Source organism: Labilibaculum antarcticum (genome assembly GCF_002356295.1).
GTDB lineage: Bacteria > Bacteroidota > Bacteroidia > Bacteroidales > Marinifilaceae > Labilibaculum > Labilibaculum antarcticum.
Window position 1 is genome coordinate 4,279,844 of sequence record NZ_AP018042.1, and the last position, 13,305, is coordinate 4,293,148.

Consider the following 13,305-nt stretch of genomic DNA (forward strand, 5'->3'; position numbering starts at 1 on the left):
TGAAGTTGGGTTTGGGAGGAAATCACAATGGGATAACATCCATTGAGACAATGTTGGTTTGCAATCCATAGAATTTGGTGAGGCAAAAGGGGAGATAAGAATTCTTTGCAAAGTCAAAGAGGAAGAGAAATAGAATGCATATAATTATTAAAAAGGCATGAAGTAATTCTCAGTATGCCCTGTAATTACACAAAATCAAAGGCATGAAAAAGGGATGGCAACCACTCCATCCCTTCTCTATTCACTTTATAACCTGAATTCTCAATTGATAATTCGAAACAAATATAGGAATAAATTTTTTATTGTCAAGTGATTGGTAAATATATTGATAATTTACCCTTACGAACACGAATTATTAGACAGCAAAAAAGGATGGTAACCACCCCATCCTTTTTTAATCTATTCACTTTAAACCTTAAAAACGGAAACCGTTTTGCTATTTGTACGCCATGGGTTTCAAAAAAGTTATAAGAAAAGTGATATTTTGAATGAATCTACGTAAGTATTAAAGTAGATGTCTTACTATTTTCGCCTTGGTGATGTTGTATTCATACTCAATTTCAAGATAAGTATCGAAGCTTTCGTAATAGTAAATACTCTCCATAAGATATTCAATGCCAGATATCTCTCCAAAATCAAGCGCCTTTCGTAATAGGGTTCCATATTTCTTTTCTGAAAACACATTCTGATAATCGGAAAGACTGGATTTTAGACTGAAAAAAGTTTGAAAAAGTTTTCTGTATTCATTTTCTTTCTCCATTTTCTCGAAGGATAGTTCTTCTTTTCGGAAATGTTCCATCAATTTAGCCTGCTTTACCTTATTTTTGTTTTCCCATAAAGGAATACTAATTCCGAGTTTCATTCCATTGGCTTCTTTCATTATATCTGAACCTAAATAACGATAGCCAATTGATATCTTGGGAAGAGAATTAGTCTTCACCAGAGACGTTTCTTTCGAAGCCATTTGCTCATTTGAACTGAGCTGTTTTAAATAAGGATCTGCATTAATAGCATTCGCCAATAAAAGTTGGGTATCCTCTTCAATGCTTATAACAGGATAGGCAAGAGTATTCAAGTTCAGCTCCAAACCACCATTCTGTTTTCTTAAATCTTCTTTTAGGTTGGCGATTTTGTTCCGAACTAGCTGTAGCTGATTTTTTGTGTTCAACGAAAGCATTCTGATTTTGTTTACTTCAAGAATATTAGCATCTCCTTCTTTTAGCCTTTTCTCAAAAAAAGAACTTAATTTCTCCGCATTATCCAATCTTGTACTCAATTCTGTATTTTGCTTGCTTCGGTATATTAACTCAAAACAAAGCAATTCAGAATTTAGTAATACTTCTTGTCGCACCCTTGCACTGCTGTTTTGAAGATTCGCTATTTTTTCATCTCTAATTTGATTTTTATAGATGTAGCTGGTTGGGAAATCGAAACTCTGACTTACCAAAATTTCGTAGGGTTTGCCTTCCTGCGATGAAAAACTCTTTTCCCACTCCAATTCCGGATTCGCCAAATTATTTTGAGATCGAAATCCTAATTTTTGTGCTTCCAAATATTGCTGATGTGCCTTAAGCTTGGGATTGTTCTTTTCAATCTCCTGCAATACTTCTTGAACAGAGGATTGAGCCATCCCTTGAAGGCTCAATCCTGTTATGATGATTAGTAATAATGTTTTAAGCATTTCCTTTATTTTTAGTGTTCAGTAATAGATACACGATCGGAATAATATAAATATTCAATAGGGTAGAACTCAGTAGTCCGCCAAGAATAACCACAGCCATCGGACTTTGAATTTCATTTCCGGGTTTATCACCGGCTATTGCCATCGGAATTAAGGCTAAAGCTGCTGTTAAAGCAGTCATCAAAATAGGGCTCAAACGGTGAACGGATCCCTGAACGATGATGTCTTTGATTGCCAGACCTTTTTTCTTCATGCTCTGGTAATTTGAGATGAGCAGAATTCCATTACGGGTAGCAATACCAAATAAGGTGATGAAACCTATTATGGCTGGAATACTAAGCATTCCTGATGTGAAATAAATGGTGAATACACCACCAATAAGCGCCAATGGCAAATTCAATAAAATGATACTGGCCAGCTGAGTGCTTCTGAATTCCTGAAATAGCAGCAGGAAAATAATCATGAAACTGAAAATTGATGCGATCATTAATACACGGGAAGCTTTTGCTTCACTTTCAAACTGACCGCCATACTCAATTCGATATCCTTCCGGTGATACTACATCTTGTTCAACCATGTTCTGAATATCGGTAACTACACTTCGAAGATCGCGATCGGCAACATTAGCAGAAACAACAAGCTTGCGCTGCACGTTTTCACGATTCACCGTGTTTGGACCCGAAAGAGATTGAATTTTGGCAACATAGCTAAATGGAATTTTTTTACCATCCCAGGTATCAATGAGTGCATTTCTGATTGCTTCAATATCCCCTCTGTTTTCTTCGTCGTATTTTACAACCAAATCGAATGCTTTGATGCCTTCAAAAACATCAGATACTTTTGATCCGCCAAAAGCGACATGAATAAATTCTGAGAATTGAGCGATTGAAATGCCATACTTAGCAAGCATATCGCGCTTTGGTAAAATCCTGATTTGTGGAATTTCCACTTGTTGCTCTACATTCACATCAACTACACCTTCTATTGGAGAAATTGATGTTTTGATGTCATTTGCCATCTTGAACATTAAATTCAAATCATCACCAAAAATTTTAATCGCAATATTGGCTTTTGTACCTGAAAGAATATGATCAATTCGATGTGCTAAAGGTTGTCCAATGGCAAAATTAACTCCCGATATACGGTTCAGTTTTTCGCGAACTTCCTGCAGAAACTCTGATTTGCTTCTTTCTCCTAAAGTAAAAGGGACTTCAATTTCAGAGGTATTTACTCCAAACGAATGTTCGTCCAATTCCGATCGACCTGTACGACGTGCAGTTAGGCTGATTTCAGGAACTGTTCTCAAGGCATCTTCGGCCAAAACTTTTACTTTGTTCGATTCTTCCAAAGAAATACCTGGTTGGGTGATTGCTGTTACAGTTAAGGATCCTTCGTTAAATTCGGGAAGGAAGTTTCTGCCTAATCCCGTAAGGATAAAAATGGAGACAATAAAGAGGAGACCAGCACCTCCTAATATCCATTTTTTGTGCTGTAAGGCTTTCCCTAATGAATTGCCATACCATTTATTCAGATGGCTTACCAACCAACTCTCTTTGTTCTTTCTATCGAGCATTTTATCGCTGGTAAGCATAAAGCTACACAAAACAGGAGTAAGGGTAAGAGCGACAACTAATGATGCAAAAAGTGAAACAATAAACGCAATACCAAGTGGCTGAAGCATTCTGCCTTCCATTCCGCTTAGGAAAAACAAAGGCAAAAAGGCTGCAATAATAATAAAGGTTGCATTAATAATGGAAGAACGAATTTCGCAGGATGCAGAGTAAACGATTTTAATTGGTTTTTTTCTCTCTTCCTTTGGTAAAAGATGATTTTGCCTGAGTCGTTTGTAAACATTTTCAACATCAATAATGGCATCATCCACTAAATCTCCCACGGCTATCGCCATACCTCCCAAGGTCATGGTGTTGATGGTAATGCCCAAAAACTTCAAGGTAATCATGGTTACCAAAAGCGAAATAGGGATGGCCAAAAGTGAAATTATAGTGGTTCTGTAGTTCATCAGAAACACCAGTAAAATTACAATCACAAAAATGGAACCTTCCATTAGTGCTTTTTTAACATTCCCAATGGATGAGTTAATAAAATCCGCCTGACGGAAAATATGTGTGTTCACAGTGACTCCTGCCGGCAATGATTTTGATAATTCCGCGATGGATTTATCCAGATTTTCGGTCAATCGTAACGTGTTGATGCCTGGTTGCTTTTTTACCGTTAGCAAGACTGCCTGTTCACTGTTAATGGTTCCCAAACCAAGTTTCGGAGCTGCAGCAACTTTTACTTCAGCAATATCACTAATTCGAACGGGTACATTGTTGTACATTTTAACTACCGAATTTCCAAGCTCTTCAAAATCGGAAGTACGGGCAATTCCTCTAATGTTGTACTGGTTGCCATATTCGTTAATAAATCCACCGGCCGAATTCTGATTGGTAGCTCGGGCCGCCTTCATCAATTCATCAAGACTAACTTTGTAATACCTCATTTTTTGAGGATTGGCTAAAATCTGGTATTGCTTGAATTCCCCGCCAATAACAACAACTTGAGCAACTCCGTTTATGGCCAGCAAATGAGGACGAATGGTCCAGTCAGCCAAAGTTCTTAGTTCCATTGGAGAAATACTGTCCGATTGCAATCCAATCATTAGAACTTCTCCCATTATTGACGATTGAGGAGCCAAACTAGGATTTCCAGCTCCTTCGGGTAAGTTTTCGGAAACAGCTAACAGTTTCTCGCTCACAATTTGCCGGGCTCTGTAAATATCCGTTCCCCATTCGAATTCAATCCATACAATGGAGAATCCTGCTGATGAGGATGAACGTAACCTTCTAACATTTGTAGCTCCGTTTACAGCTGTTTCGATAGGAAAGGTGACTAACTTTTCAACTTCCTCGGGAGCCATCCCATGAGCTTCAGTCATAACTACCACAGTAGGGGCAGTCAGATCGGGAAACACATCTACATCCATGTTTGCTGTTGTGTAGCCACCACCTAAAACAAGGAGAATGGATACAAACATCACCAAAATGCGATTGTGCAATGCGTATTGTATAATATTATTTAACACGATAGTTTCTTTTTATCAATGATTATAATTGATTTAATTTTATGTTGCTTCCTTATAAGTTGTCTTTTATGGCACTCTGGTTAAAGTCTAAAAGCAGGCAAATTGCTGATTTAGCATTATGTGTAAAGACCAGCATTGCAATAAGGAAGCAGATACATCAGCAATAGGTTCTAATGATTATGCGCACTAGCGGGCAAAGCCCCTGCCATTGAGGCAAGTTTCACAAAATAAGCACCCTTGCTTACAACGCGTTCGCCGGCTTTTAGTCCTGAAGTAATTTCTACTTCCTGGCCATTGCTAACACCAATATTTACAAATCGTTTTTCGAAACTTTCGCCGGATAATTGCACAAACACATATTTTAGTCCATGATCTTCCAGAATCGCCGATTTTTCGATATGCAGTACATTGGATGATCGCTCTGATTTGAGATAAACTTCAACAAACGATCCGGCGTATAAATCCGGAGTCAGGTTCAATTCAAAATACAGAGGTGTTGTGTAGTCCTCTTGGTGAATATCTTTTCCGTAGGCAATTAATCTGCCGTTTAGCTTTTCGGTATCGAATATTTGTTCGCTGTAAGGCAATTTGAAGTTCGCCGATTTAATATGTGTCAACTGCTGAAGATGTTTCTGATACACATCAGCTTTTAGTAATAATTTAGATCCCTGATCTACTTTAGCCAGAGCATCACCCTTTTGAACATACTGTCCTTCGTTCACATAAACATCACAAATAAATCCAGTAACAGGAGAGGAGATCAAAAAACCATTTGAGTTATAATCTTTATTGATACTCTCATAGTTTGCTCTTGCGTTCTCGAAATTGCTTTTTGCTTCCACAAAATCTTTTTCAGAGATGATTTGATCTTCGTGCAATGTTTTAGCTCTTTCGAAAGCTGATTTTGTTTGTTCCAGATTTGTTTTTGCTTCAATATATTGGGTTGAAATATTATTGCCAGCCAGACCATCGCCTGAAAGATTAAATATTGCATCGTTCTTTTTAATGGTTTTGCCGGGAACAATATCCTGCGATTGAAAATGAACGATGCCGTTGCTTTTGGCTACAATTTGCTTTTCCATATTAACAGCAGGCAGTAAACTTCCGGTTGTTTTAATGATTTGCTGAAAAGGACCTAATTTGGCTTCTGAGGTTGCAAAATCAATTTTCCAGGCTTGTGCTTTCAGAAAACTGGTTGCTTTTTTTTCCTCTGCAGGTTTAGCTTGTTCGGCCTCTTCGTGATCTTTGTAAACACGAACATGATCAGCTGTGAACCGTTCTTTTCCGTATTTCGATTCAACGTCAAAAACCAGACTGTAAATTCCAGCTTCCTTTGCCATTATGCTGGGTGTAAATATTCCAGCTCTTTCCGGAGCATCAACTGCTTGTCGAACTCCTTTTCCCCCTTTTATCAGGCTAACGGTTAACTTTCCTTCGGTATATGGCTTGTAGCTTTCCAAATTGGTGAGGTGAGCCAAAAATTGAGTGGTGTGTCCTGTCATCATAGTCGGAAACTCAACAAAAAGTTCGGTCTTGTCATTAAATAGCGTCAGGCTTTCTGTGGCATGATCTTCGTGAGCTTCTGCTTCAGCAGAATGATCGTGTCCTTCGTGACCAGTATTCGATTTGTCTGAAGCTTGGCAGGCACTTAATAGAATTGATAAGCAAAAGCTTATCCAGATATATTGTCTCATCGTATTTGTGTGTTATTTTTTTATCTCAAAAATCAAATTGATATGAATCAGAGGATTTCCCCTGATTCACTTTGCTGTTTTCTAATGTTGGTGATCGTGTCCTTCTTCGTGCTCATGAGTATGCTCAGCCTCTGCATCAGCAGCTTCGTGCTCTGTCGAATCAACTGTAAACTCTTCCTGATGATGATTTGCATCCGCATCGTGAGAATGTGCGCCATCGCCATGATCGTGATCACAATCTTGCTGCTCTTCGGTTGTGGTTTCGCTTTTTGCCTTTTTAGCTGAATTACCGCATGATGTGAACACCAATCCACTGATTGCCAAAATAAATAGGAACTTTTTCATTCGATTAATTTTTGAGTAATGCTTGGGCCTTGAAAATGTATGTTCCTTATAGATCAGACAGACCTACTGGAAAGACACATTACAACGCCAAAACAGGTGAGTATAATATTGTTTTTTTGAAAATTTGAAAGAGTGTGGTTTTGTTCTTAGTAGTAGCTCTCTGTCAGTTTAAATAACAGACTTCAGTCCATAGGATTTCCTACCAGCTGATAATCTGTAATTATCAGTAAGCCTACACTAAATTTGAACTTGGAGGACCTCTTTTAAGAGGGGAGAACCGGAGTGGTTCAGGAATCAGGATATAGTTATGAACCCTGAATTTTTTAACTTTTTGTATGTCTTTTGAATCAAACCGAATTGCATCTGCTTTAAGGAAGATTTGATATTTTAATTCTTTCTGAACTCTGCTGTGAGTCAGAATGCAGCAAGATTCACCATTGGTTTTGTGTTGATGGTTCCAGTGCGCTCCACCATTATTGTTTTGACTGCAGGCATTGGATTCCACGTGTTGATGAACGCGGATAATCGAAACCTGTTGTTCTGAATTGGCATTGTGAAGATGATGGTTGTGAGGAATTACATCATGAGCAAGCAATACCAACATAGGTATTAGCATGAGCAGACATAACATTTGTTTCTTTAAATTCCTCATTTTGTAAAAGTATGGAACAAATATAGATGTTCGTTTACTGATTTCCAATAACTAGTTGTTGGTATTCTAATTTAGGTAACAAATAGCCACAAAAAAGCCACAGAGAAAATCTCTATGGCTAATTCTTAATTTATTTGTATCCCAATTACTCCTTGCGGCAAATTGCAGTGCAATCAGGGGTACATTCTTTAGTTTTCTTCTTCAACTTCAACTTCTTCGGCAACAACTTCTTCAGTAGCAGTAGTATCTTTAGTACACTCAGCTTTCGCTGAACAACATTTAGCAGAATCCGTTGCAACTTCTGCAGTAGCTTCAGCAGCAACTTCAGTTGTTTCTTCAGAAGCAGCAGCTTTAGTTTTGTTTCCACAAGAAGTAAATACGAATCCGCAGATAGCGATGGCAAATAATAACTTTTTCATAATTTAAATTGATTTGAGATGTAAGTGATTTTCAATTTGTGATTTTTTCACAAAATTAAGGAAGTGAATATATCCATTCTTACTTGTTTTAACAAATGTTTTTGTTAAACCGTAATGTGTTTTACAATAGTTTTTTAAGTTCGGAAATATCAAATTTCTTTAAACGAAAACTCTTTGCTGTAGTTATTACTTGTTTTTCCATCTTCCTCAAGCAAAGGGTAAATGAAAAAGTTAACCAAACCATTCTTGTAATTTTCCAATTTAAGGTCTCGTCCCTGCGTAAATTCAACCCTGTTTTCATTTAAATTTCCAAAATAGAATTCAGAATTATCTGCTTCAATATCTGCGGCAGAAATATCAACTGGAGTCCATGTGCTATTGTTTTGTTGAAAATCAGCCCAGCAATGGTAGCCTCCAATATTTCCTTCAGTAGCTTGTGGTATCGAGAATCCAATGTGGAAACGGGCAGGTACATCCAAACTTCTTGATAAAGACATAAAATAGGAATGGAAATCGGTGCAATTGCCTACCGAAATATCACAGGCATAGTCGGAATTTCCATTTCCAAATGTATACTCGCCGCCATATTTCTTGCTTTTCTCATATAAAGACACAACACTGTCTTTTGTAACGCCATCTTTAATTACATCCGGTAAACGGGTATAATATTCATCCGTTTTAGTACTCGCTTTTGGTTTGCCGTAGTGCATTTCGTTCAAAACAAAATTGTAAACCGCCTTCATGTCTTTTGAAGTAAAGGCGTTTGCCGCGATAATAGAATCGAATCGGCCGCCAACAGGAACAAGTCTGTTTGAACCCAGATAGTTCGAAAGATTTACTCCTTCGAAATCGACATTTCCAATTTGCTTTCTGTTCACCGTAAAATGCATGTTGATTTCAGTTGATTTCGCCAGACCCCCATTAATTGAAGCATACAGATAGGTGTTGCCGTGCTTCTCTTCTTTTTTAATCTCATAATCCAAATCAGTATCAATTGATAGATTACCGATGCTTTGTACTTCGTTGCTTGTAGGTACCGGAATCCAAATTTTGATGTCTTGTGCCGAATTGGCTGGTAAACTTACTTTGTAATTGAATTCGAAATTTCTTTCGGGTAAATGACTGCAGCTACACATTAGTATGGCAGTTATAAATAGTAATAGTCTCATAATAGCGGTTTAAGGGGTTTTACCCCATTTTTAGTAAAATTGGATGCAAAAATAGTCTATTGCATTTGCATAACAAAGCAAAGCGAGAGTATTTACGAGACTATATTTTGTACTGGAATAATGTAAATGTCATTTAAATACAAGCTTGGTGTTGAATTTTTATTCAAGATCCTTGGATTTATTGGTCAGGGAAATAGGCTTAGTATAATAACATTTATTTGAGATAAAATAAATGTTAAATTATTTGAAGGATAATCTGGAATAAACTAAATTAGATATGCTTTTAATAGTTACTGTTATCCTTAGCTACTTGTTTTGTGATATGTTCTTAATGAGTAGTAGGTTAGGTTCTTTTTTTAGAAGGCGGTTTTCAGCAATAATTGGGTTGAGGGCTTTGAGAAATGTAGATTTTATCTCGGAAATATCTTGTTGTTCTTAAAGGGAATGTATTTGTTGGAAAAGCTAGTTTGTATGTTCCTTAAGGGACCCTAAATGTAACCCGAAGGAATTGAATTGTAGCTCAAGGGAGTCGGAATGTAGCTCAAGGGAGCTGAAGATATTCGTAAGGGTGTGTAAATGTAGGGCCGGGGAATGAAAATATCGTTTAGTTAAAATGTAGGATGATCTGTATTAGTTTTTGGGCAAAGCCTTAAAATAAATGCAAAGTGTGTTTGGGAGTTTTGTTAGTTGAGTTTTGGAATAAATTATTTTTAAATCAACATAGTATTAATCAAACTAATTATTTACACATGAGTTTATATTATAAATTCAAACAAGAAGAACTGCCCGTAGTGGGAGAGATTTTATTGCAAATGTTTTTACGTGATCGTGAAAAGTTTGTTAGCTTTTCGCCAGACTTTAATGATGAGTTTGTTGCTGCTTTGCAAAATAAAATTCATCGTGTTGCTGATCTTACTCAGTCGAAAACACAAACCGCAGAGATTAAAAAAATTACTTCTGATTTGTATGATGGTCTTGATGCAATTCTGCACAAGTTGGAACTTATTTCGGCTTATGCACAGCGAGCGAATAAATCGATGCTTGTGAAAGCTTCCGATTTTGGAGTGAAAGAAGCCAAAAAAATGATCCGATTGAGAAATGTTGAAGGCTATTGTGCTAAAGTAAAAGTGATTCAGCAAAATATCACCAAAAATTTGGAGATGTTAAAAGAGAAAGGCTATAAAGAAAGTCTTGGTGCCGAATTGGATGAAATGACCCAGAAAGTATACAATTTAAATTTAATGCAGGAGCAAAAGACTAGTGAAAGAAAGCAACTGGTTGTTGATAACAATGCAGAATTTGATCATTTGTGGAAGCAGTTGAGCGATATTTCGAAAACAGGAAAAATGCTCATGAAAGAAGATCAGTCGAAAGCCGAAGAGTATATGTTTAGCTGCTTAATTCATAAAGTGCGGAAAACGAATACCAAAAAAGAAGTGAAAAACAGGAAAAAAACAGTAGCGCCAGTTGATGAGAATTCAGTTCCTAAGGAAGCTCCTGTAAAAAAAGAAGAAGCTATGCTTCATTCAGAAGAGTCGTAATTCTTCATTTCCTATAGAGAAATAATGGAACGCCTTCTTCGGAAGGTGTTTTTCGTTTTAATTAAAACAAAAAAATAAGTGTAGGTCTGATTTCTCAAGGCTTACACTTATTATATAGGAATGATTCTTTAGAATCATTTGGTCACTAGAACCACTTTGGTCACTACTTTCTGAAGGCATAGTTATACTCTTTTTTATCCGACACTAAACGAACTTTATAATCTCCTTTTGGCAATGCTTCTACATTGAACTTTTTAGAGAAAGTTGGTTCCGATGCATAAGAGTTAGTATATACTTCATTTCCAAATGCGTCATTAATAGAAATACTAAATGTTGCATTTTCAAATGATAGGTAGGTTACAAACAGATTGTTGTCTTCAGTTCTGAAAAGAGTTTTTTCAGTCATTTCATCACCTAATTCAGCTACTTGTTTGCTGTTAATAATTTCAAAGTTCTTTTCCAATTTATCTTCTTTGCCAGTCAAAACAATTTTGTATGTTCCATCTTCAAGATATGAGAAATCAAGCAATTTTTGATCTGAAGTTCCACCGTTTACTTTATTTGAATAATACAAGTTTCCAGCTTCATCGTAAATCTTCATTTTAAGAACTGATTCAGTTGGATTGATAATAGATACAATTGAGAAATCAGTATCCAAATAAGGATTAATTCGAATGTTTCCGGTTGCAAATGCTGAACTTGCGCCTAAGAATAGTATTACTCCCAATACCAATCCTTTAAATGTGTTTTTCGTTTTCATAGTTTTAAAATTTAATGATTAAAAATTTACTAAATCAACTATCGATTATTTGTTGTTAGCTGACATTGTAAATCTAGAGATAAATCTTAGAAATGATCTAAATAACAAACCACAAAATTGAAGAAATAACAAAAAAAACAACTTAAAACGGTTGCGGAAGCTCCCGAAATTGTTTGCGTTACATAGATTTAATAAAGAAATTTATCATTATTAAGCTTAAAAGGGATGTTTCGTTTTTATGATAACGTTTTCGAATATTGCGAAAAATGGCCAAAACGTCATTTTTTTACTTGGCAGGTGAAAAAAGAGATCAAAAATATCAAGTGTGGGGGGTGAAAAAATGATCATTTAAGACTATTTTTGATGTGAATTTAATATCAACCCTTGTTTTAATAAGTATAGGGAAGAAAAATCACACTATTATATATGAACTACCAAAACCTGATAGATTTTTCCGTTCATCCATCCGATGTGAATCGGTTTTCGAATAAATGGGACGGACTAACAGAATATATTGCGGCTAAAAATATCGATGGGGTCGAACTTTTAATAGGTTACGATCATCCATCTGTTGAGATTCCTAAAGATATTGTGAAAAGTGTGCACTTGCCTTTTTGGGTTACTTGGTTGGATGTTTGGAGAAAAGGGGAAGATGCTGCTAACTATTATTTCCCGGATACCTCACCAAAGCATCTGCAATTTTGCTGTGGAGGTAAGAATGCTTTAGAAATGATTGCATCGCAAAAGAAATTGTGGGAACATGCAGCTCATTTTAATCCAGCACATGCCGTTTTGCATGCTGCACATATAGAACTGGACCATTCTTTCACCCGCGATTTCACTTACAAAAGCACAGAGGTCTTGTCAAGTTTTTCGGAAATGCTAAACCGAACAGCACAGGAATTTGGTGATGGTGAACCTCCGGTTACGCTGGCAATTGAAAATTTATGGTGGCCAGGTCTCGATTTCTTGTTTCCGGCCGAGGCCGATGATTTTGCATCGCGTTTGGATTTCTCAAATTGGAATTTGCTCTTGGATACAGGACATTTAATGAATACCAATATTGCTTTGAGGTGCGAGGATGAGGCAATTGATTTTGTTTTGGATCGGATATCCCGATTGTCGAAGGATATTCAGGGGAAAATCAATAGTTTGCATTTAAATCTAAGTTTGTCGGGAGAATATCAAACAAAACAAGTAATGACGGGTTTGCCAATGGACTGGTCGGACTTGAGCCACTCAGAGAAATATTCAACGGCACGAAAACATGTGCTTCAAATCGATCAGCATTTACCATTTCAATCCAATAGGGTGAAGGAGATCATTCAGGAAGTTGCCCCCGAAAATGTAATTCACGAATTTATTACAAAGGATATTGAAGAGTTTTCGGCGAAGTTGGAAATCCAGATGAATGCATTGAGGTAGGGACATGCCATGGCGTGTTCATATATTTTCATTATTTATGTCTGTAAATATTTATACAAAGACTTTTTCATTTACTATGATTCAGTCTTTTTGCTTTTATAGTATGGAATACCAAATGGAGCTTTTTATTCAAGGGTGAATAAACTATTTTTCTTGTTTCACTTAGTCTATTTAAGAAGACTACAAACTAAGGATGCCGATGCATGTTGAATTGGGTCGCAGATGAGCTTGCGGATTTATGATTCAAACGAAACGACAATCGGTATAAATTGCATATTGCTTTTTCAAAACATCTTCTTTTTCCGAAATAATCCATAGATTTGCAAGAATTGGGTTTCTCACCTTTTGAGAATTAAAATGGGAATCCGGTGTAATACCGGAGCTGTCCCCGCAGCTGTAAGCCCTCAATGATTTATCATTGATAAGTTCTAACAAATTAGTCACTATGTGAATGTTGTTTCGCATGGGAAGGCGTTAGAATGGGTAAGCCAGAAGACCTGCCTAGTATATTGAACTGTTTCGTAACTTCGGGGA

10 protein-coding genes and 1 riboswitch are annotated in these 13,305 nt (G+C 36.6%); of the genes, 2 read left to right on the forward strand and 8 right to left on the reverse strand.

The features are described from left to right. Window positions 1-505: 505 nt before the first annotated feature. The 7 genes from ALGA_RS16965 to ALGA_RS16995 all read right to left on the reverse strand — a co-directional run bounded on the left by ALGA_RS16965 (window position 506) and on the right by ALGA_RS16995 (window position 9,045). On the reverse strand, window positions 506-1,681 hold the full coding sequence (locus tag ALGA_RS16965; protein WP_096431187.1) for a TolC family protein: 1,176 nt from the start codon (window positions 1,679-1,681) through the stop codon (window positions 506-508). Continuing rightward, a complete protein-coding gene (locus ALGA_RS16970; RefSeq protein WP_096431189.1) occupies window positions 1,674-4,766 on the reverse strand; it encodes an efflux RND transporter permease subunit in 3,093 nt (1,030 codons plus the stop codon). Before ALGA_RS16970 ends, ALGA_RS16965 begins: the two co-directional genes overlap by 8 nt. A gap of 170 nt (window positions 4,767-4,936) precedes the next feature. Beyond that, on the reverse strand, window positions 4,937-6,460 hold the full coding sequence (locus tag ALGA_RS16975; protein WP_096431191.1) for an efflux RND transporter periplasmic adaptor subunit: 1,524 nt from the start codon (window positions 6,458-6,460) through the stop codon (window positions 4,937-4,939). 81 nt (window positions 6,461-6,541) lie between these two features. Further along, the gene (locus ALGA_RS16980; RefSeq protein WP_096431193.1) at window positions 6,542-6,805 is read right to left on the reverse strand and encodes a hypothetical protein; all 264 of its coding nucleotides are present in this window, start codon (window positions 6,803-6,805) and stop codon (window positions 6,542-6,544) included. Window positions 6,806-7,037: 232 nt separating this feature from the next. Continuing rightward, a complete protein-coding gene (locus tag ALGA_RS16985) occupies window positions 7,038-7,457 on the reverse strand; it encodes a hypothetical protein (RefSeq protein WP_145957660.1) in 420 nt (139 codons plus the stop codon). 188 nt (window positions 7,458-7,645) lie between these two features. Beyond that, window positions 7,646-7,876 (reverse strand): hypothetical protein, encoded by a 231-nt coding sequence (locus ALGA_RS16990; protein ID WP_096431197.1) that lies wholly within the window; start codon window positions 7,874-7,876, stop codon window positions 7,646-7,648. Between the two features lie 149 nt (window positions 7,877-8,025). Continuing rightward, on the reverse strand, window positions 8,026-9,045 hold the full coding sequence (locus ALGA_RS16995; protein ID WP_096431199.1) for a transglutaminase domain-containing protein: 1,020 nt from the start codon (window positions 9,043-9,045) through the stop codon (window positions 8,026-8,028). 749 nt (window positions 9,046-9,794) lie between these two features. On the opposite strand from ALGA_RS16995, the gene ALGA_RS17000 reads away from it, so the two are divergent. Next, window positions 9,795-10,586 (forward strand): hypothetical protein, encoded by a 792-nt coding sequence (locus ALGA_RS17000; protein ID WP_145957661.1) that lies wholly within the window; start codon window positions 9,795-9,797, stop codon window positions 10,584-10,586. A 163-nt stretch (window positions 10,587-10,749) separates the two neighbouring features. Here the strand turns inward: ALGA_RS17000 and ALGA_RS17005 are convergent, their stop codons facing one another. Continuing rightward, a complete protein-coding gene (locus tag ALGA_RS17005; protein WP_096431203.1) occupies window positions 10,750-11,346 on the reverse strand; it encodes a hypothetical protein in 597 nt (198 codons plus the stop codon). A gap of 426 nt (window positions 11,347-11,772) precedes the next feature. On the opposite strand from ALGA_RS17005, the gene ALGA_RS17010 reads away from it, so the two are divergent. After that, complete coding sequence (locus ALGA_RS17010) at window positions 11,773-12,771, forward strand: TIM barrel protein (protein WP_096431205.1); 999 nt, start codon at window positions 11,773-11,775, stop codon at window positions 12,769-12,771. Window positions 12,772-13,085: 314 nt separating this feature from the next. Further along, a riboswitch (cobalamin riboswitch) is annotated at window positions 13,086-13,290 on the forward strand. Window positions 13,291-13,305 lie beyond the last annotated feature (15 nt).